Annotated in this window: 18 protein-coding genes and 1 pseudogene; 17 read left to right on the top strand and 2 right to left on the bottom strand. The window is 69.3% G+C overall.

The features are described from left to right. The first annotated feature begins 73 nt into the window (after positions 1–73). The 4 genes from RBB84_RS05120 to mutM are packed head-to-tail and all read left to right on the top strand — an operon-like array spanning position 74 to position 2,558. Entirely contained in the window at positions 74–688 is a 615-nt protein-coding gene (locus tag RBB84_RS05120; RefSeq protein ID WP_006551207.1) for a DUF177 domain-containing protein, read from the top strand. Between the two features lie 2 nt (positions 689–690). Next, positions 691–873, top strand: coding sequence for a 50S ribosomal protein L32 (gene rpmF / locus RBB84_RS05125; RefSeq protein ID WP_006551208.1), 183 nt, complete (start codon positions 691–693; stop codon positions 871–873). An 11-nt stretch (positions 874–884) separates the two neighbouring features. Then, the gene (rnc, locus tag RBB84_RS05130) at positions 885–1,688 is read left to right on the top strand and encodes a ribonuclease III (protein WP_006551209.1); all 804 of its coding nucleotides are present in this window, start codon (positions 885–887) and stop codon (positions 1,686–1,688) included. Between the two features lie 6 nt (positions 1,689–1,694). After that, positions 1,695–2,558, top strand: a complete 864-nt coding sequence (gene mutM / locus RBB84_RS05135; protein ID WP_006551210.1) for a bifunctional DNA-formamidopyrimidine glycosylase/DNA-(apurinic or apyrimidinic site) lyase — start codon at positions 1,695–1,697, stop codon at positions 2,556–2,558. Between the two features lie 37 nt (positions 2,559–2,595). On the opposite strand, the gene pcaG is transcribed toward mutM, so the two are convergent. After that, positions 2,596–3,279, bottom strand: coding sequence for a protocatechuate 3,4-dioxygenase subunit alpha (gene pcaG / locus RBB84_RS05140; protein ID WP_064256375.1), 684 nt, complete (start codon positions 3,277–3,279; stop codon positions 2,596–2,598). Beyond that, complete coding sequence (pcaH, locus tag RBB84_RS05145) at positions 3,276–4,007, bottom strand: protocatechuate 3,4-dioxygenase subunit beta (protein WP_006551212.1); 732 nt, start codon at positions 4,005–4,007, stop codon at positions 3,276–3,278. Before pcaH ends, pcaG begins: the two co-directional genes overlap by 4 nt. A 94-nt stretch (positions 4,008–4,101) precedes the next feature. On the opposite strand from pcaH, the gene RBB84_RS05150 reads away from it, so the two are divergent. The 13 genes and pseudogenes from RBB84_RS05150 (at position 4,102) to RBB84_RS05210 (ending at position 19,933) form a co-directional block, all read left to right on the top strand. Continuing rightward, positions 4,102–5,073: a LysR substrate-binding domain-containing protein gene (locus RBB84_RS05150; RefSeq protein WP_064256374.1), complete on the top strand. Its 972-nt coding sequence runs from the start codon at positions 4,102–4,104 to the stop codon at positions 5,071–5,073. Beyond that, entirely contained in the window at positions 5,066–5,503 is a 438-nt protein-coding gene (locus RBB84_RS05155; protein WP_006551214.1) for an OsmC family protein, read from the top strand. Before RBB84_RS05150 ends, RBB84_RS05155 begins: the two co-directional genes overlap by 8 nt. A 3-nt stretch (positions 5,504–5,506) precedes the next feature. Further along, positions 5,507–5,794 carry an acylphosphatase gene (locus RBB84_RS05160; protein WP_024100619.1) on the top strand — a complete coding sequence of 96 codons (288 nt, stop codon included), beginning with the start codon at positions 5,507–5,509 and terminating at the stop codon, positions 5,792–5,794. Positions 5,795–5,881: 87 nt separating this feature from the next. After that, complete coding sequence (locus RBB84_RS05165; protein WP_064256373.1) at positions 5,882–6,796, top strand: SMP-30/gluconolactonase/LRE family protein; 915 nt, start codon at positions 5,882–5,884, stop codon at positions 6,794–6,796. A gap of 36 nt (positions 6,797–6,832) precedes the next feature. Continuing rightward, complete coding sequence (gene smc, locus RBB84_RS05170; RefSeq protein WP_064256372.1) at positions 6,833–10,459, top strand: chromosome segregation protein SMC; 3,627 nt, start codon at positions 6,833–6,835, stop codon at positions 10,457–10,459. Between the two features lie 12 nt (positions 10,460–10,471). Beyond that, the gene (gene ftsY, locus RBB84_RS05175) at positions 10,472–12,064 is read left to right on the top strand and encodes a signal recognition particle-docking protein FtsY (protein ID WP_064256371.1); all 1,593 of its coding nucleotides are present in this window, start codon (positions 10,472–10,474) and stop codon (positions 12,062–12,064) included. 221 nt (positions 12,065–12,285) lie between these two features. After that, positions 12,286–13,593, top strand: coding sequence for an ammonium transporter (locus RBB84_RS05180; protein WP_006551219.1), 1,308 nt, complete (start codon positions 12,286–12,288; stop codon positions 13,591–13,593). 63 nt (positions 13,594–13,656) lie between these two features. Then, the gene (locus tag RBB84_RS05185; protein WP_006551220.1) at positions 13,657–13,995 is read left to right on the top strand and encodes a P-II family nitrogen regulator; all 339 of its coding nucleotides are present in this window, start codon (positions 13,657–13,659) and stop codon (positions 13,993–13,995) included. After that, the gene (locus tag RBB84_RS05190; protein WP_064256370.1) at positions 13,985–16,498 is read left to right on the top strand and encodes a [protein-PII] uridylyltransferase; all 2,514 of its coding nucleotides are present in this window, start codon (positions 13,985–13,987) and stop codon (positions 16,496–16,498) included. Before RBB84_RS05185 ends, RBB84_RS05190 begins: the two co-directional genes overlap by 11 nt. Positions 16,499–16,626: 128 nt before the next feature. Next, positions 16,627–18,195, top strand: a complete 1,569-nt coding sequence (ffh, locus tag RBB84_RS05195) for a signal recognition particle protein (RefSeq protein ID WP_024100624.1) — start codon at positions 16,627–16,629, stop codon at positions 18,193–18,195. Between the two features lie 64 nt (positions 18,196–18,259). Beyond that, positions 18,260–19,003: pseudogene (locus tag RBB84_RS05200) on the top strand (amidohydrolase family protein); the annotation flags it as partial. A gap of 241 nt (positions 19,004–19,244) precedes the next feature. Then, on the top strand, positions 19,245–19,691 hold the full coding sequence (rpsP, locus tag RBB84_RS05205; RefSeq protein ID WP_064256368.1) for a 30S ribosomal protein S16: 447 nt from the start codon (positions 19,245–19,247) through the stop codon (positions 19,689–19,691). Further along, positions 19,691–19,933, top strand: coding sequence for an RNA-binding protein (locus RBB84_RS05210; protein ID WP_006550954.1), 243 nt, complete (start codon positions 19,691–19,693; stop codon positions 19,931–19,933). The genes rpsP and RBB84_RS05210 overlap by 1 nt, the downstream gene beginning before the upstream one ends. Positions 19,934–19,943: the final 10 nt, after the last annotated feature.

The raw sequence follows: 19,943 nt of genomic DNA on the forward strand, positions 1-19,943 counted from the left end.
TCGCGTATCATGGAGCGGTTGCCCTATCACGACCGAGTCGTGTCCTGCGTCGTCCGAAGAAGGTGAGTTCCCCGTGTCCACCCGTGATTCCAGCACGTCCCGTTCCGGCCGGGACTCGGGGCTGGTGTTCGACACGCTCTCCCTGGGCCGCCGGCCCGGTTCGATGCGTACGGTCGAGCGGAAGGTGCCGTCACCCTCGCGCATCGGGCTCGATCTGATCGCGATCGAGGAAGGCTCCGAGATCGATCTCGATCTCCGCCTGGAGTCGGTGTCCGAGGGCGTCCTGGTCACCGGTAGTGTTCGTGTCGACGCCCTCGGCGAGTGCTCTCGATGCCTCGAGTCGTTCACTGAGCCGGTGGACGTGTACCTCACCGAGCTGTTCGCCTACCCGAACAGCGTCACTGAGCAGACCACCGAGGACGACGAGGTGTACCGCGTCGAGAACGATCTGATCGATCTCGAACCGGTCCTCGTGAACGCGGTTGGTCTGGAACTTCCGCTGCAGCCGTTGTGTAGTGACGACTGTGCGGGATTGTGCCCCGAATGCGGCATTCGCCTGGCGATTGCAGAATCCGGGCACCGTCATGAGACAATGGATCCTCGCTGGGCTGGGTTGGCAGCCAAGTTCGGCGCGGGCTCCGAAGAACCCAGCAGTCAAATCGACAGCTCGAACAACGAGGAGAAGTAGACGTGGCCGTCCCCAAGCGCAGAATGTCGCGTTCCAACACCCGGTCGCGGCGCAGCCAGTGGAACACCACTGCGCCGACGCTCGTCACCTGCCCGAACCGGGGTTGCGGAGAGAAGAAGCTGCCCCACGTGGCGTGCCCGTCGTGCGGCACCTACAACGGCCGTCAGGTGACCGCGCCCGTCTAATCGGTATTCACGTGACGAGCAAGTCCTCCGAAACAGCTACCGAGGGCGGCGAAGAGAGCCACGAGTCTCTCCTCGCCGCCCTCGGCGTGCCTCTGGACGCAGAACTCCTGTCCTTGGCGCTCACCCACCGCTCGTACGCCTACGAGAACGGCGGATTGCCCACCAACGAACGTCTCGAGTTCCTCGGCGATGCCGTCCTCGGGCTCGCGGTGACCGAAAAGCTCTACCTCACCCACCCGGACAAGTCCGAGGGCGAACTCGCCAAGATCCGCGCGAGCGTTGTCAACATGCACGCGCTCGCCGAGGTGGCGCGCGGCCTCGGAGAAGGCGGGCTCGGAGTGCATCTCCTGCTCGGCAAGGGCGAGGAACTGACGGGCGGACGCGACAAGGCCAGCATCCTGGCCGACGGAATGGAATCGCTCCTCGGCGCCGTCCATCTCGCGCACGGCATCGACGTCGCGCGCGAAGTGGTTCTGCGCCTGTTCGCCGCACTGCTCGAACGCGGCCCGCGCCTAGGTGCCGGTCTGGACTGGAAGACGAGTCTGCAGGAACTCACCGCCGAGCGCGGTCTCGGTGTTCCCGCCTACGAGATCACCGCCACCGGTCCGGATCACGACAAGGAATTCACCGCCACCGCCCTCATCGGTGGCAATCCCTACGGCACCGGTGTCGGACGCACCAAGAAGGAAGCCGAGCAGAAGGCCGCGTCGGCCGCATGGAACGCGCTGACCGAGGGCACTGCTGCCGAGACCGGTGATGCCGGGGCTTCCGACCAGCAGTCCGGATCCGCCGACACGCCCACCGAGGACAACTGACCGCAGGTGCCCGAACTTCCCGAGGTCGAGGTGGTCCGTCGCGGACTCGACGCGCACGTCGTCGGCGCGACTGTGGACTCGGTGCAGGTGCTGCATCCGCGTGCCGTCCGACGGCACGAGCCCGGTCCGCGCGATCTCGCACTGCAGGTGACCGGTCAGAAGGTCGCTTCGGTCGAGCGCCGCGGCAAGTACATGTGGCTCGTGCTCGAACCGGCCGATCTGGCTCTCGTGGTGCATCTGGGGATGAGCGGGCAGATGCTCGTGCAGCCTCCGACCGTGCCGGACGAGAAGCATCTGCGTATCCGCGCCGTCCTCGACAACGGTGCCGATCTGCGTTTCGTCGACCAGCGCACCTTCGGAGGCTGGGCCCTGGCCCCGCTCGTGGAGGTGGACGGTGATCGTCTGCCGCTGCCGGTCGCGCACATCGCCCGCGACCCGATGGATCCCCGGTTCGACCCGGATGCGGTCGTGGCCGTGCTGCGCACCAAGCACACCGAGATCAAGCGTGCGCTGCTCGACCAGACCGTCGTCTCCGGCATCGGCAACATCTACGCCGACGAAGCGCTGTGGCGCGCAAGGATTCACGGCAACCGGCCCACCGACGCGCTGTCGCGTCCGAAGCTCCGGTCGGCTCTCGATGCGGCCACCGAGGTGATGGCGGAGGCCCTCGGGCAGGGTGGTACGTCGTTCGACGCCCTGTACGTCAACGTCAACGGGGAGTCCGGCTACTTCGAGCGTTCCCTGAACGTCTACGGACGCGAGAACGAGCCGTGCCGACGCTGCGGCGCGCCGATCCGCCGCGAGAAGTTCATGAACCGCTCGTCGTACAGCTGCCCGAAGTGTCAGCCACGACCGCGAACGACCCGGTAGCGCACGCGCATACCGGGCCGTTCGGAAAGGTGGTGGTTCAGATGTCGAAGAAGACCGTCTCGGCGCCACCGTCCGGAGTGTCCTGCAGCCGGATGTCGATCGTGTAGACGGTGCGTCCGTCGCGCTCGGAACGCGACGCGATCAGGGTGTTGCGCCGCACCTCCCATTCGATGCCCTTCAGGACGGGATCCTCGGCGTTGAGCCCGGCCTCGTCCTCGAAGTAGACCCGCGTGTGCAGCCCCAGGTTGATGCCGCGCGCGAAGACCACCAGCAGGATGTGGGGTGCCGAGACGGAGCCGTCGGGGTTGGTGACGGCCCCGGGCTTGATCGTCTCGATCGTGAACACGCCCGTCTCGAAGTCGCCGCCGGTGCGTCCCCAGCCGCGGAAGTTCGGATCGAGATCCTTGTCCTGTGCGTCGTCCGGATGTGCGTACCGGCCGTGCGCGTTCGCCTGCCAGCTCTCGAGCAGGGCGTCGCGCACCGGGGTGCCGGTGCCGTCGATGACGCGGCCCTCCAACACGATTCGCTCGCCCTCGGTCTCGTCGGTGACGAGGACGTTGCCGAAGTTGTTGTCGAAGATGTCGAAGCCGGCCTGCTGCGGCGCGAGCCCGATGTGGACGTACGGGCCGCCGGTCTGCGAGGGCGTTTCCGGGAAACGCGTGACCATCGCGCGGGGGAGCAGCGGGGGCACGGGCCGGTAGGGATCGGTGGGCAGGCTCATCGCGGGGCTCCCGGGAGGTCGGTGTTCTCGAAGAAGGTGGCGCGGCGACCGCGCAGGGTGATGTCCCAGCGGTAGGCGCGGGCGTCGAACGGCGCGTTGGAGGCGGGGTCCTCCTGGGCGATCAGGCTGCGGAGCTGATCCACGGTCGGGATCGTCCGCGCGATCGGGCACTTCTCGATGAGCGGGTCGCCCTCGAAGTACAGCTGGGTGATCAGGCGCTGCGCCCACCCACGGCCGAGGATCGACACGTGGATGTGCGCCGGGCGCCAGGCGTTGCGGCTGTTGCCCCACGGATATGCGCCGGGTTTGATCGTCCGGAACTGGTAGTAGCCGTTCGCGTCCGTGAGCATCCGCCCGCAACCGCCGAAGTTCGGATCGATGGGAGCGAGATAGGTGTCCTTCTTGTGGCGGTACCGGCCACCGGCGTTGGCCTGCCACACCTCGACGAGTGCGCCCTCGACCGGATTGCCGAACTCGTCCTTGACGAAGCCGTGGACGATGATGCGCTCACCGATCGGCAGGCCGTCCTTCGAGAAGTTCAGGATCAGGTCGTTGTCGAGGGCGCCGAGCTCGTCGCTGCGGAAGACGGGTCCGGTGATCTCCGACAGGGTCGGCTTCGGCGTGATGAGCGCGTTGCGCGGTGCGCGCAGCACCGACGTGCGGTAGCCGGGGGTGAGCGCGGGTGGGTGCAGTGTGTGGTCGCGCTCGACGTATTCGCCGGTGGACATGCGATCTCCGATCTCTGAGCTGTGGACACAACCATAAGGTGAATAAAAACTCATGTAAATTGACAAAAAGGCAGTTGATTCATAACTTTCAGTAATGCAATCCGCGTTCGGTCCGTCCTCGTCCGTCCCGGAGCAGGTGCGACGCATCCGCCTCCGGCACCTGAGATGTTTCGTCACCGTCGCGCGCGAGGGGCAGGTCGGTCGGGCCGCCGAGCTGTTGCAGCTGAGTCAGCCGGCCGTCACGAAGACACTCAACGAGCTCGAGGTGCTCGCCGGAGCGAAACTCCTCGACCGCGGCCGACACGGTGCGCGCCTCACCGCGGCGGGTCACCGCTTCCTGCGATACGCGCAGGACGTCACCACCTCACTGGACGCAGCTGTGGCCGCACTGGCGGGAGCGGCCGAACCTGCCCGCGAGCCGCTGCGGATCGGGGCCCTACCCACCGTGGCCGGGTACGTACTCCCCGAAGCTCTGGCGGAGCTGCGCCGCGTGCGCGCCGATCTGGACATCCGGATCCGCACCGACCCCAATGCCGTCCTGCTGTCGGCGCTCGCCGCCGGCGCCCTCGACGTCGTCCTCGGGCGCATGGCCGAACCGTCCCGGATGGTGGGGCTGTCGTTCGAGCTCCTGTACGCCGAGACGCTGATCCTCGTCGTCCGGCCCGGCCACCCCCTCGCCGGGCGTTCCGTCTCCGTCGCCGACACGCTCGAACACCCCCTGGTGGTCGCGACCAGCGGAACCGTACCGCGCCACGCGACCGAGGCATTGTTCGAACGTCACGGCCTGCGACTGCCGGTCGGGCTGATCGAGACACTCGACCTCGCCGTGGCACGCGGGGTGGTGCGGCGCAGCGACGCCGTGTGGATCACCACCGAACGCGCGGCCCGGGACGACCTCGCCGACGGCGTGGTCCGGCGCCTGGACGTACCCACCGCGGGCACCGTCGAACCGGTCGGAGTGCTGCGACGCAGTGCCGACGCGTCGTCCGCCGAGGTCGAGGACTTCGTGACCATCCTGCGCGACATCCCGGTCGACGGGACATGGCAGGATTTCCTCCATGGCTGACCAGACTTCCGACCTTCCCACCACCGAGCTGTGGGTCGAGCGCACCGGCACGCGTCGTTACACCGGACGCAGCTCCCGCGGCGCCGAGGTGCTCATCGGCTCGGAGAGCGTCGAGGGCGTCTTCACCCCGGGCGAGCTGCTCAAGATCGCGCTCGCCGCGTGCTCCGGCATGGCTTCGGACTTCCCGCTGTCCCGCAGGCTCGGCGACGACTACGACGCGACGATCCGCGTCTCCGGTGCCGCCGACCGCGAGAACGAGGTCTACCCGCACCTCGAGGAGGAGATGGTCCTCGACCTGTCGGAGCTCGACGCAGACGCACGGGACCGCCTCATCGCCCTCGTCGAACGCTCCGTCGACAAGGTGTGCACGGTGGGCCGCACGCTCGAGGCGGGCACCGAGGTCTCGCTGACGATCACCCCTGAGGACTGATCGATGAGCGCCCCCGCAGACGTCGAACGGCTCACGGCGTGGGTGCACGGCCGCGTCCAGGGGGTCGGTTTCCGCTGGTTCACGCGTGCCCGCGCACTCGAACTCGGTCTCGTCGGGCACGCGACGAATCATCCCGACGGTCGCGTCATGGTCGTGGCCGAGGGCCCCCGGCCGGCACTCGAACAGCTCCTCGCGTGGCTGCGGTCCGACGACACCCCCGGTGAGGTGCGGCTCGTCGTCGACTCGTGGGATCCCGCGCGCGGCGACCTCGACGGTTTCGTCGAACGTTGACGTCCGTCCTGTTTGTCCGTTCGGCTTGGTATCCTGTCGCGATCGGGTGCACGCGGCCGGGGGTCGCGGTCGGCGAGGGGGAGACATATGGGCAGGCGTGCACGTTCGACGATGGTGGCGGCAGCAGCCGCCGCTGTGGCAGTGGCACCCCTGGCCGCAGCACCGGCGGCGGCCGGTCCGGCTGCCTGCGCACCGCGGTCCGTCACGACGGTCGCGTCGGGGCTCGGTGTCCTCGAGAACCTTGCGTTCGACGAGCGGGGCAGTCTGCTCGTCTCGGACACCTCCTTCGTCGGCCCCGGAGCGCTGCGCCGGATCACTCCCGACGGCAGCGTGACCACCGTGCTGTCCGAGGTGACCGGTCCGGGCGGCATCGTCGTCGACGTTCCCACCGTGTACCTGAACGTGGGCAACACGACCGTCTCGGGGCTGGCCGGGATCGCCGACGGCACGATCGACACGCTCGACCTCGATACGGGTGAACGCGGCACCCACGGCACCGGGCTGGTCATGCCCAACGGCCTCGGCCGGCTGTCGGACGGATCGATGCTCACCTCACGCGATCTCGGCGAGGTCGGACTCACCCTCGTGCCCGCCGGCGGTGGCGAGGCCCGCGTCGTCCGTACCGATCTCGGATCCGTCAACGGCATCGCCGTCGACGGCGACACCGTCTACACCGTGACGACCTTCGAGAACGTCAACCGGCTCCACATCCTCGACGCACGCGACCTCGAAGGACCCGTGCGCAGCATCGACCTGCCCGGGCCGGGGCTGCTCTCTATGCCCGACGACCTCACGATCGGTCCCGACGGCGCGCTGTACATCGCGCTCAACCTCGCCGGCGCGGTCCTGCGGGTCGATCCGGCGACCGGGCACAGCTGCCGCATCGCCGAGGGCATCCCGCTGATGTCCTCGCTCGCCTTCGGTTCGGGACCGGGCTGGGACCCGAACGTCCTGTACACGACCGGTTTCGACGGGACGGTCCGCGCGGTGCACCCGGCCTAGGAAAGCAGTCACAACCCGCCGGTAGAGTTCTCACCCATGTACCTCAAGAGTCTGACGTTGAAGGGCTTCAAGTCCTTCGCCTCGTCGACGACTCTCCGTTTCGAACCGGGTATCACCTGTGTGGTGGGCCCCAACGGGTCCGGCAAGTCGAACGTCGTCGACGCACTCACCTGGGTGATGGGGGAGCAGGGCGCCAAGGCCCTGCGCGGCGGCAAGATGCAGGACGTCATCTTCGCCGGAACCGCCGGCCGCCCGCCGCTCGGACGCGCCGAGGTCACGCTCACCATCGACAACTCCGACGGTGCGCTGCCCATCGAGTACTCCGAGGTCTCCGTCACTCGCCGCATGTTCCGCGACGGCGCGGGCGAGTACGAGATCAACGGCAGTTCCTGCCGTCTCATGGACGTACAGGAACTGTTGTCCGACTCCGGTATCGGCCGCGAGATGCACGTCATCGTCGGTCAGGGCCGCCTCGCCGCGATCCTCGAATCCCGCCCGGAGGACCGACGCGCCTTCATCGAGGAGGCCGCCGGCGTCCTCAAGCACCGCAAGCGCAAGGAAAAGGCGCTGCGCAAGCTCGACTCGATGCAGGCCAACCTCGCGCGCCTCACCGACCTCACCGCTGAGCTGCGCCGCCAGCTCAAACCGCTCGGCCGGCAGGCCGAGGTCGCGCGTCGCGCCCAGACCATCCAGGCCGACCTGCGCGACGCGCGGTTACGTCTGGCCGCCGACGACCTCGTCACGCGCCGCGCCGAACTCGCCGGGCACGACGAGCAGGAAAAGATGGTCCGGGAGCGGCTCGACACCGTGCTCGCGGCCTTCGACGACGCTAACGCCGAACTCGCCCGCCACGAACAGGCCCTCGCGCAGCTCACTCCCGGTGCCGAAGCGGCGTCGCAGACCTGGTTCCGCCTGTCCGCCCTCGCCGAGCGCGTCTCGGCGACCGTGCGGGTCGCGCAGGAACGCGCCCGGCACCTGCACGCCGAACCCGAGGACCGTTCCGGTCAGGATCCCGACGAGATGGAAGCCCGTGCCGACCGGATCGCCGCCGAGGAAGCGGAACTGGTCGAGGCCGTCGAGATCGCGCACGGAGCCCTCGAGGCGGCCCGCGAGCAGCTCGCCGCGCAGGAGGAGGCCGCAGCGGCCGCCGAACGCGCACATCTGGCCGCGGTGCGTGCCGTCGCCGACCGGCGCGAGGGCCTCGCGCGTCTCGCAGGCCAGGTCGAGACGATGCGCACCCGCGCCGAATCGATCGACGCGGAGATCGCACGCCTGACCGTCGCCATCGAGGAGGCCCGGCTCCGCGGCGTCGCCGCACAGGCCGAGTTCGAGACCGCTCAGGCACGCATCGACGATCTCGACGCCGGTGAGATCGACGCCGACGCGCAGCACGAACGAGCGCTGGAAGCACAGCGGCTCGCCGACGAGCGGGTCACCGAACTCCAGGAGGCAGAACGCGCCGCGGGCAAGGTGGTCGCCTCGCTCGGCGCCCGTATCGAAGCCCTGTCGATGGGACTCGAACGCACCGACGGCGCGGCCTGGCTGATCGACACGCGTTCCGGCGACGGACTCGTGGGGCGCCTCGCCGACCGGCTCCGGGTGTCCTCGGGATACGAGGCCGCCGTCGCAGCTGCCTTCGGCGCCGCGGCCGACGCCCTCGAGGTGGAGTCGGCCGACGCCGCGATCTCGGCGGTCGCAGCGCTCGCCGAAGCCGACCAGGGCCGGGTGGCATTCGTCCTGCCCGGCACTGCCGGTCCCACCGACACCGGCGACCTGCCGTCCGGTGCCCGATGGCTCCGCGAGGTCGTCGAGTGCCCTGCCGACCTGCGCGGAGGCGTCGACGGCCTGCTGGCCCGCACCGTCGTGGTCGACGACCTGCCCACTGCCCTCGGGGTCTGCGCTGCCCGGCCCGATCTGCGCGCCGTGACGCGCGGAGGAGACCTCGCCGGCGCGGGTTGGGTGGTCGGCGGCTCGCACCGCGCCCCGAGCACCCTCGAGATCCAGGCGGCGATCGACACCTCCCGTGCCGGCCTCGAACAGGCCGAGCGTCGCTCCGAGGAACTGGCCGCAGCCCTCGCGGGCGCACTCGCGGAACAGGCCGAACGCGCCGAACACGTCGAACAGACCCTTGCCGCGCTCAACGAGTCCGACGCGGCGATGTCGGCCGTCTACGAACAACTCGGTCGGCTCGGCCAGGCGGCACGCACCGCTCACGCCGAATCCGGACGCCTCGCAGCCCAACGCACGGAGGCAGAGAAGGAACGCGACGCGGCACGGGAGAAGCTGGTCGAGCTCGAGGAGCGACTGCGCCTGGCCGAGGACGACTCGGCCGGAAGTAGCGACGGTGCGGGCACCGATCACACCGCCGCCGAGCGGGAGATGGCCGCGACCGCGCTCGCCGAGGTCCGGGCCGTCGAGGTCGAGGCGCGACTCGCGGCACGCACGGCCGAGGAACGTGCCGAAGCGCTTCGGGGCAAAGCGGATTCGCTCCGCCGCGCCGCGCAGGCCGAGCGCGAGGCCCGCGCTCGTGCCGAACGTGCCCGCGTCGCGCGTCGTCAGGCGGCGGTCGTCGCCGCGGCGGTGGCCGAATCAGGGCAGCGACTCGCCGAACAACTCGAGGTGGCCGTAGCGACGGCACTCGCACAGCGCGACGACCTGAACCGGCGCCGCGCCGAATGCGCCGAGCAACTCGAACGGGCCCGCGAACTCGTCCGCGAACTGTCCGTGCAGCGCGACCAGCTCACCGACGCGGTGCATCGCGACGAAGTGGCCCGGGCGCAGGCCTCGCTCCGGATCGAGCAACTCGAACAGACCATCCTCGAGCAGCACGGCATCGCCCTCGACGACCTCGTGGCCGAGTACGGCCCCGACGTGCCGCTGCCGCCGACGCCGCTGGAGATGGCCGAGTACGAGCAGGCCCGCGAACGCGGCGAACAGGTCGTCGCTCCCCAACCGATGCCCTACGACCGGGTCACCCAGGAGCGGCGGGCCAAGCGCGCCGAGAAGGATCTCGCGACGCTCGGACGCGTCAACCCGCTCGCACTGGAGGAGTTCGCGGCGCTCGAGGAGCGGTACAACTTCCTGTCTACCCAGCTCGAGGACGTCAAGAGCGCCCGCAAGGACCTGCTCGCTGTCGTCGAGGAGGTCGACGCGCGAATCCTGCAGGTGTTCACCGAGGCGTACGCCGACGTCGAGCGCGAGTTCGAACAGGTCTTCGCGAAGTTGTTCCCCGGCGGTGAGGGGCGGCTCGTGCTCACCGACCCGAGCGACATGCTCACCACCGGCATCGAGGTCGAGGCCCGCCCGCCGGGCAAGAAGGTCAAGCGCCTGTCGCTGCTGTCGGGCGGCGAGAAGTCCCTGACCGCGGTGGCGATGCTGGTCGCGATCTTCCGGGCCCGTCCGTCGCCCTTTTACGTGATGGACGAGGTCGAGGCCGCGCTCGACGACACCAACCTGCGACGGTTGATCGGGCTGTTCGAGCAGCTGCGCGAGAAGTCCCAACTCATCGTCATCACCCACCAGAAGCCGACGATGGAGGTCGCTGACGCGCTGTACGGCGTGAGCATGCGGGGCGACGGCATCACCCGGGTCATCTCGCAGCGACTGCGCGGACGCGAGATCGCGACACCGGTCCCCGAACCGGAGGAAGAGCTCCAGGCCTGACAGTATGGGTGCGTGAGTACCGGAGCCTGGATAGTCATCGCCGCCGCGCTGGCGGTCGTTCTCGTCGCGCTCGTCGTCGGTCTGACCCTCTACCGGCGGCGGCAGGTGTCGCTGAAGGCGCCCGAGACCCCGCAGCTCGATTCCGCCGAGACAAAGGACCGCTCGGGCGGTTACAAGGCGCAGAGCGGATTCAGTTTCTCGCAGGGCACGGCCGCGCCACCGGCGCCGGCCCCCCGACCTGCGCCGAAACCGGCACCGAAGCCTGCGGTGAAGCCGGAGCCGGCGCCCCGCACGGTGCCGTTGCCGGAGGAGATCACCGAAGCTCCGCCGAGCGCACCGGCACCCGCCGAGCCGAAGGCGGAACCTGCGCCCGCGCCGAAGGCGCAACCTGCGCCCGCGCCGAAGGCGGAACCGAAGCCCGAGCCGAAGGTCGAACCGAAGCCTGAGCCGAAGGTCGAGCCCAAGCCCGAGCCGGAGCCTGCGGAGCCGAAGCCTGCCGAACCGGAGCCGGTCGAGCCCGAGGTCGCCCCGGAGCCGGAGCGTCCCGCTCCGGAGCCCGTCGAGCCCGAGGTCGAGCCCGCCCCGGCGACAGAGACCGTTGCCGAACCCGAGGTCACCGAACCCGAGGTCGTCGAACCGGCCGGACCGGCCGCTGTTCCTCCGGCAGCCCCGATCGAGGAGATCGAACCCACCGCAGGTCGCCTTGTCCGCCTGCGCGGCCGTCTGGCCCGCTCGCAGTCGGCGGTCGGCAAGAGCCTGCTCGGCCTGCTCGGTGGTGGCGATCTCGACGAGGACTCCTGGGAGGAGATCGAGGACACGCTGCTCGTGGCCGACCTCGGTGCCGCGACGACCACCAAGATCGTCGACCGTCTGCGTGAGGAGATGGTCGTGAACAACGTGCGCAGCGAGGCCGACGCCCGCGCCGTGCTGCGCAGCGTGCTTGTCGATGAGCTCCGCCCCGAGCTCGACCGCTCCATCCGGGCCCTCCCGCACGAGGACCATCCCGCGGTGCTGCTCGTCGTCGGTGTCAACGGCACCGGAAAGACCACGACGACCGGCAAGCTCGCCCGCGTGCTCGTCGCGGACGGACGCCGGGTGCTGCTCGGTGCCGCCGACACCTTCCGTGCCGCGGCCGCCGACCAGCTGCAGACCTGGGCCGAACGCGTCGGCGCCGAGGTCGTCCGCGGCAAGGAGGCCGCCGATCCGGCCGCGGTGGCGTTCGATGCCGTCGCGAGGGGCATCGACAACGGTGTCGACGCGGTCCTCGTCGACACCGCCGGCCGCCTGCACACCAAGACCGGCCTGATGGACGAGCTCGGCAAGGTCAAGCGCGTCGTGGAGAAGAAGGCCGCCGTCGACGAGGTCCTGCTCGTCCTCGACGCGACGATCGGCCAGAACGGTCTGATGCAGGCCCGCGTGTTCGCCGAGGTCGTCGACATCACCGGTGTGGTGCTCACCAAGCTCGACGGAACCGCCAAGGGCGGCATCGTCTTCCAGGTGCAGCACGAACTCGGCGTCCCGGTGAAGCTGGTGGGTCTCGGTGAGGGCGCCGACGATCTCGCCCCCTTCGAACCGGAAGCCTTCGTGGACGCCCTGTTGGGCTGATCCGCACCGCGTCCGTTGTTCCGGCCGCTGTCCGCTCATGCGGGCAGCGGCCGGTTCCGTCGGTGGGGATGCGGTGTCCGAAAAGTGTGAAACAAGGATGAAACAAGGTCGGTTCCTGCGTTCACGCCCACGAAACAGCGCGGCGCCTCCACGGAAACATCCGGGCAGCAAGCTTTCCCTCGACAACGCGCCGCTCGGCGCGGCCTACAGGGAGGTTGCAAGTGGAGGAAGTGGTGAACACCGGCGACGCAGCGTGGATGCTGATAGCAGCGTCGCTCGTGCTTCTGATGACCCCGGGCCTGGCGTTCTTCTACGGCGGGATGTCCCGTTCCAAGTCCGTGCTCAACATGATGATGATGTCCTTCGGCGCGATGGCCGTGATCGGGGTCATCTACGTCCTGTGGGGCTGGTCGATGTCCTACGGCAACGAGAGCGTACTCGGGATCTTCGCGAACCCCTTCGAGCAGTTCGGTCTGCAGGGAGCCATGTACGGCGAGGACGGTGAGTTCCTTGCAAGTGGTTCGGGCAACTACCCGCAGATCATCGACATCGGTTTCCAGGTGACCTTCGCGATCATCACCACCGCCCTGATCAGCGGTGCACTGGCCGAGCGCGTGAAGTTCGGTACGTGGATGGCGTTCGCGGCCATCTGGGTCACCTGCGCCTACTTCCCGCTCGCCCACATGGTGTGGGGTGGCGGCCTGCTCTCGGGCTCCGAGGACAGCATCGCAGCGGCCATGTTCGGCACCGTCGAGGACGGCGGAGAAGTCAGCGCCGCGGTGGAGCCGATCGACTTCGCCGGTGGCACGGTCGTCCACATCAACGCCGGTATCGCCGCTCTCGTCCTGGCCGTCGTCATCGGCAAGCGTGCCGGCTTCGGTCGCACCGCCTTCCGTCCGCACAACCTGCCGTTCGTCATGCTCGGTGCCGCGCTGCTGTGGTTCGGATGGTTCGGCTTCAACGCCGGTTCGGCCTTCGCCGCCGACGGTACTGCCGGCCTGGCCTGGGTCAACACCACCACCGCCACCGCCGCCGCCATCCTCGGCTGGCTCCTCACCGAGCGCATCCGTGACGGCAAGGCCACCAGCCTCGGTGCCGCGTCCGGTACCGTCGCCGGCCTGGTCGCCATCACCCCCGCTGCCGGCTCGCTGAGCCCGGTCGGATCGATCGCCCTCGGCGTCATCGCCGGTGTCCTGTCCGCCCTCGCGGTGGGTCTGAAGTACAAGTTCGGTTACGACGACTCGCTCGACGTCGTGGGTGTCCACCTCGTGTCCGGCCTGTGGGGCACGGTCGCCATCGGCTTCCTCGGCACCGAGACCGGATTGTTCTACGGTGGCGATTACAAGCAGCTCGTCATCCAGATCGTCATCGCAGTCGTCGCCCTGGTGTTCACCGCCGTCGTCACCGCAGTGATCGCCTTCGCACTCAAGCCCATGGGCTGGCGTGTGAGCGACGAGGAAGAGGCCCGCGGTATCGACGAAGCCGAACATGCGGAATCCGCATACGACTTCGCGCCGGCTCTCAAGTGATAAGAAGACCACGACAGTGAGCAGGGATGACAGCGGCCAGCGGGCTCTGGGAAGGATGAGGATATGAAGCTGATCACGGCGATCATCAAGCCGTTCACGCTCGAGGACGTCAAGGCAGGCCTGGAGCAGGCCGGTGTGCTGGGAATGACAGTCAGCGAGGTGCAGGGGTACGGCCGCCAGAAGGGCCACACCGAGGTCTACCGCGGAGCCGAGTACTCCGTCGACTTCGTGCCGAAGGTCCGTGTCGAGGTCGTCATCGACGACTCCGCTGTCGACAAGGTCGTCGAGACCATCGTCGAGGCCTCCCGTACCGGCAAGATCGGCGACGGCAAGGTGTGGGTCACGCCCGTGGAAGCCGTTGTCCGGGTCCGCACCGGAGAACGAGGTTCGGATGCGCTCTGACCCCCAGGGGTCCGGCACTCGAGGCCCTGATCGCGCTGCTTCGGCAGCGGGATCGGGGCCTTCGGTGTCCCCGGCCCGCACAACCGCACCGGCGGGCGCCGCCGATCTGGCGGCCGCCCGAGACACCCTGCTCTCCGGCGGCCCCCGCAGCCGCCGCCTCGACACCGTGGCCCTGCGCCACGCCCTCGTGGACCTGCACGAATTCTGGTTGACGACGAAGGGCTCCGAACTCGGCATCAAGCGCGAGGGAGGCTTCGCCATCGTCGCCGTCGGGGGTCTCGGACGCCGCGAGATGCTCCCGTACTCCGATCTCGATCTCATCCTCCTCCACGACGACATGGCGCCGTCCGTCGTGTCGAAGGTCGCCGACGAGCTCTGGTACCCGCTGTGGGACGCGCACATCAAGCTCGACCACAGTGTCCGGACGGTGCCCCAGGCCCTCCAGGTGTTCTCGTCCGATCTGACGGCCGCGTTGGGAATGCTCGAGGCGCGGCACATCGCGGGCGACGCCCAGCTGAGCAATCTGCTCATCGGTGGTGTGCGACGGCAGTGGCGCACCGGCATCCGGTCCCGCTTCGACGAACTCATCGAGACGACCGAGGTGCGATGGCAGCGCAGCGGGCAGATCGCCCACCGGGCCGAACCCGACCTCAAGAGCGGTCGCGGCGGGTTGCGGGACGTGCAGTTGCTCAATGCCCTGTCCGTTGCGCAGCTCACCGACGGCATGCCAGGACTCGGACCCGACGTCCCGGGCGGCGGGCTCGCGGCCGCCCACCGGCGACTGCTCGATGTACGCACCGAGCTGCACCGCGTCGCCGGCCGCTCCCGCGACCAGCTGCGCGCGCAGGACGCCGACGAGATCGCTGCGGCGCTGCGGATCGGCGACCGTTTCGATCTTGCGCGGGTGCTCACCGAATCGGCCCGCACGATCAGCTATTCCGTCGACGTCGGTCTGCGCACCGCGGCCAATTCGCTGCCGCGCAAGGGTCTGTCGCGTCTGCGCCGCGGACCGGTGCGGCGTCCGCTCGACGAAGGGGTCGTCGAGCACGGGGGAGAGGTCGCCCTCGCACGCGACGCGCATCCGCGTCGCGATCCGGGCCTGATCACGCGGGTCGCGGCGGCCGCTGCGCAGGCCGGACTGCCCGTCTCGGCGGCCACGCTCACCCGACTCGCCGATCACGCACCGGAGCTGCGCGAACCCTGGCCCCGGGAAGCCCTCGACGACTTCCTGGTGCTGCTCGGCTCGGGACGTCGCGCGGTCGACGTCATCGAGTCGCTGGACCGCACCGGACTGTGGGGGAGGTTGCTCCCCGAATGGGGTGCGGTGCGCGACCTGCCGCCCCGCGACGCCGTCCACACGTGGACCGTCGACAGGCACCTCGTCGAGACCGCCGTGTACGCGAGCGAACTGACGACGCGGGTCTCCCGTCCGGACCTGCTCGTTCTCGGCGCGTTGCTGCACGACATCGGGAAGGGACGCGGCGGCGACCACAGCGTGGTCGGTGCCGAACTGGCCCTGCAGATCGGGCGGCGGATGGGCCTGTGGCCTTCGGATCTGGCGCTGCTCACCTCGATGGTGCGGCACCATCTGCTCCTGCCGCACACCGCGACCCGCCGCGACCTCGACGATCCGGAGACCGTGGCCGCGGTCGTCGGCGCCCTCGACGGGGATCCGGTGCTGCTCGACCTGCTCCACGCCTTGGCCGAGGCAGATTCGCAGGCCACCGGCCCGGGGGTGTGGGGGGACTGGAAGGCGTCGCTGATCCGGGAACTCGTGCGCCGCTGCCGCATGATGATGGCGGGGGACGAGCTGCCGGCACCGGATCCGATCGATCCCGCCCTCGCGAACCTCGCCGAGGACGGCGCCCTGCACGTCGCGCTCGAACCACGCGAGGACGGCCGCAGCTTCTCCGCGACCTTCGTCGCGCCCGACGAGCGGGGCGTGCTCTCCGACGAGGCCGGTGTGCTCTCCCTGCACGGTCTGCGGGTGCTGTCGGCCTCGATCGGCAGTCACGCCGGCAGCACGGTCAACAGCTTCGTCGTGGCTCCGAGATTCGGTTCACCGCCCGAAGCGGCCCTGCTCCGGCAGGAACTCGTGCGGGCGCGCTCCGGCGATCTCGACCTCCTCGGTGCCCTCGAGGCCAAGGACCGCGCCGAACGGGAGAGCCGGCTTCCCGAGCGAACGGCCCGGGCGGTTCCCGTCAGCGCCGCTCTCGCGCCGCCGCGGATCATCTGGTTCGAAGGATCCGAATCGGACCAGGTCGTGCTCGAGATCCGGTCGGAGGACCGGATCGGTCTGCTGTGCCGTCTCGCGGACGTCTTCGAGCGTGTCGGAGCCGACGTGCGGTGGGCGCGGGTGAGCACGCTGGGTTCGACGGTGATCGACTCGTTCTGCGTCGATCTCGCCGGTGCCCACACCCGTGTCTCCCGGGAACATCTCGAGAAGGAACTGTTGTCGGTCCTGCCTGCTCCCGAGCCGCCCGCACCCGTCGACAGAGCGTGACCGACGGATCGTGACAGCGCGGGTGGCCCGCGCTGTGGTGTGGCCACCCGCGGTCGCGACGGATCGGGAGCGGTTACCCTGGTTCGCAGCAATGTCCGCATCTTCGTCAGAGCTCAGGAGCGCATTCGGTGTTCGAATCCCTTTCCGACAGGTTGACAGGGGTCCTGAAGGACCTGCGCGGCAAGGGGCGGCTGTCCGACGCGGACATCGACGCGACCTGCCGTGAGATCCGCCTCGCCCTGCTCGAGGCCGACGTCGCGCTGCCCGTCGTGCGCGAGTTCATCAAGAAGATCAAGGTGCGCGCCAAGGGCGCCGAGGTGCATGGCGCGCTCAACCCGGCCCAGCAGGTCGTCAAGATCGTCAACGAGGAACTCGTCGGGATCCTCGGCGGCGAGACCCGTCGTCTGCAGTTCGCGAAGAACCCGCCGACGGTCATCATGCTCGCCGGTCTGCAGGGTGCCGGTAAGACCACGCTCGCGGGTAAGCTCGCGAAGTGGCTCAAGGCGCAGGGGCACACCCCGATGCTGGTCGCCTGCGACCTCCAGCGCCCCGGCGCTGTGACCCAGCTGCAGGTGGTCGGTGAGCGTGCCGGCGTGTCGGTCTTCGCGCCCCATCCCGGCACCTCCATCGGCGGAGGCGAGAACGAACTCGGAGTCACCGCCGCCGACCCGATCGCCGTGGCCGAGCAGGGCATCGCCGAGGCGCGCAACAAGCAGTACGACGTGGTCATCGTCGACACCGCCGGTCGCCTCGGTATCGACCAGGAACTCATGGCGCAGGCCGCGGGCATCCGCGACGCCGTGCAGCCCGACGAGGTGTTGTTCGTCCTCGACGCGATGATCGGTCAGGACGCCGTGAGCACAGCCGAGGCGTTCCGCGAGGGCGTCGGCTTCACCGGCGTGGTGCTCACCAAGCTCGACGGCGACGCTCGCGGAGGTGCCGCGCTCAGCGTCCGCGAGCTCACCGGCCAGCCGATCATGTTCGCCTCCACCGGTGAGAAGCTCGAGGACTTCGACGTCTTCCACCCCGAGCGCATGGCCAGCCGCATCCTCGGCATGGGCGACGTGCTCACCCTGATCGAGCAGGCCGAGCAGGTCTTCGACGCCGAGCAGGCCGAGGCCACCGCCAACAAGATCGGTTCCGGCGAGCTCACCCTCGAGGACTTCCTCGAGCAGATGATGGCCGTGCGGAAGATGGGCCCCATCGCCAATCTCCTGGGCATGCTGCCCGGAGCCGGGCAGATGAAGGACGCCCTCGCCAACGTCGACGAGAAGCAGCTCGACCGCATCCAGGCGATCATCCGCGGCATGACGCCGGAGGAGCGCGCCAACCCGAAGATCATCAACGGCTCGCGGCGATTGCGCATCGCCAACGGTTCCGGTGTGAAGGTCTCCGACGTCAACCAGCTCGTCGACCGGTTCTTCGAGGCCCGGAAGATGATGACGGCCATGGCCGGCCAGATGGGCATGCCGGGCGCACGCAAGAATCAGCGCAAGAAGGGCAAGAAGGGGAAGAAGGGCGGTCGCGGACCGACGCCGCCGAAGGTGCGGGGCGGTATGCCCGGCGGCTTCCCCGGTCTCCCGGGTGGCATGCCCGCCGGGATGCCCGACCTGTCGAAGATGCCGAAGGGCCTCGACGAGCTTCCTCCGGGACTCGAGAACTTCGACCTGTCGAAGCTGAAGTTCCCCAAGAACTGAGCCGGGCCGGGGGATGACCGTGACCGAGGGTGATGCGCGTTCCTTCGTCGTGTGAGGCCGGTCGTTGGCCGACGGCGAACCCGTCGAACTGTTCGTCGGGGCCGACGGAGCGTTCACGGCCGAGCCCGGCCGCGACGCCGAGGTGCTCTGCGCCGACGGCTGGATCCTGCCGGGCCTCGTCGACGCGCACTGCCATGTCGGCCTCCGGTTCGGTGGGGGAGCCGAGGACGAGGAGGGTCTGCTCGCGCAGGCCGTCACCGAACGCGACGCGGGTGTCCTGCTGCTCCGCGACGCCGGGTCGCCTGTCGACACCCGGGCCCTCGATCAGCGGGCGGACCTGTCCCGGATCATCCGGGCCGGCCGGCACATCGCGCTGCCCAAGCGTTACATCCGCGGGCTGCCCGTCGACCTCGAGGACGAGTCGCAGCTGCCCGACGAAGTGGCCCGTCAGGCCCAGGCCGGTGAGGGCTGGGTCAAACTCATCGGCGACTGGATCGACCGGGAGGCCGGCGACCTCGCGCCGCTGTGGAGCGACGAGATCCTCGTCGAGGCGATCGCCGCGGCCCACCGCGAGGGCGCGCGGGTGACGGCGCACGTCCTCGGTGAGGACGCCCTGTCCGGACTGCTCGCGGCGGGGATCGACTGCATCGAACACGGCACTGGCCTGACCGACGAGACCATCGGCGCCGCCCACGAGGCCGGCATCCCGATCTACGCGGGCACCGATGCAGGTGGCCAGGTGCAGCACGGGCGCATCGCCGACGAGATCGCATCGCTCGTGCGTGTGGGTCTCGACCCGACCGAGGCGTACGCTGTGCGGCCGGGTGGTCTCGGGGCGCCCCGCGCGGCTGTAGAGAGGGTGCGCGGAGTCACCGGGTGCCGGTTTCGTCCTGGCTCGCGCGTCTGGCAGAATGGTTCGCTGTCGTCGCATCCGGTTACGTACCGCGCGGCGGTCACAGGCTAGAGGCAAAACCGGGCGTGCCAGAAGGGCGCGTCGTCCGAATTGCACGTGACACGCGCCTCGGCGCACCCCGAAGGAGAACACAGCAGTGGCTGTCAAGATCAAGCTCACCCGTCTCGGCAAGATCCGCAACCCGCAGTACCGCGTCGTCATTGCGGACTCGCGCACCCGTCGCAACGGCCGGGCCATCGAGACCATCGGCAAGTACCACCCCAAGGAAGAGCCCTCGCTGATCGAGATCGACTCGGAGCGTGCGCAGTACTGGCTGGCCGTCGGCGCGCAGCCGACCGAGCCGGTCCTCAACCTCCTCAAGGTCACGGGTGACTGGCAGAAGTTCAAGGGCCTGCCGGGCGCCGAGGGCACCCTGAGGAAGGCGGAGCCGAAGCCGTCCAAGCTCGAGCTGTTCCAGGCCGCTCTCGCGCAGGCCGAGAACGAGCCGGCTGCCGAGGCCGTCACGCCCAAGAAGAAGAAGGCTGCCAAGGAAGAGACCGCCGAGGCGTCCACCGAGGCCGAGTCCACCGAGGCCGCCGAGTAATGAGCGCCGTGGTCGCCGATGCCGTCGAGCATCTCGTTCGTGGAATCGTCGCCCATCCCGACGACGTCCGCGTCGACCTGATCGCGGGCCGTCGGGGCCGCACCGTCGAGGTGCACGTCAATCCCGACGACCTCGGCAAGGTCATCGGCCGCGGCGGTCGCACCGCGACCGCGTTGCGGACCCTCGTCACCGGAATCGGTGGCCGGGGTATCCGTGTGGACGTCGTCGACACCGACCGCTAGGCGAGCGTCG

The organism is Rhodococcus sp. D-6, assembly GCF_040256695.1.
GTDB classification, from domain to species: domain Bacteria; phylum Actinomycetota; class Actinomycetes; order Mycobacteriales; family Mycobacteriaceae; genus Rhodococcus; species Rhodococcus pyridinivorans.

Coding starts and splice junctions, on each gene's coding strand:
- RBB84_RS05165 (WP_064256373.1), top strand. CDS start 5,882: ATGGGCAGGCGTGCACGTTCGACGATGGTGGCGGCAGCAGCCGCCGCT.
- RBB84_RS05160 (WP_024100619.1), top strand. CDS start 5,507: ATGAGCGCCCCCGCAGACGTCGAACGGCTCACGGCGTGGGTGCACGGC.
- smc (WP_064256372.1), top strand. CDS start 6,833: ATGTACCTCAAGAGTCTGACGTTGAAGGGCTTCAAGTCCTTCGCCTCG.
- RBB84_RS05190 (WP_064256370.1), top strand. CDS start 13,985: ATGCGCTCTGACCCCCAGGGGTCCGGCACTCGAGGCCCTGATCGCGCT.
- RBB84_RS05150 (WP_064256374.1), top strand. CDS start 4,102: ATGCAATCCGCGTTCGGTCCGTCCTCGTCCGTCCCGGAGCAGGTGCGA.
- RBB84_RS05210 (WP_006550954.1), top strand. CDS start 19,691: ATGAGCGCCGTGGTCGCCGATGCCGTCGAGCATCTCGTTCGTGGAATC.
- RBB84_RS05155 (WP_006551214.1), top strand. CDS start 5,066: ATGGCTGACCAGACTTCCGACCTTCCCACCACCGAGCTGTGGGTCGAG.
- RBB84_RS05185 (WP_006551220.1), top strand. CDS start 13,657: ATGAAGCTGATCACGGCGATCATCAAGCCGTTCACGCTCGAGGACGTC.
- pcaH (WP_006551212.1), bottom strand. CDS start 4,007: ATGTCCACCGGCGAATACGTCGAGCGCGACCACACACTGCACCCACCC.
- pcaG (WP_064256375.1), bottom strand. CDS start 3,279: ATGAGCCTGCCCACCGATCCCTACCGGCCCGTGCCCCCGCTGCTCCCC.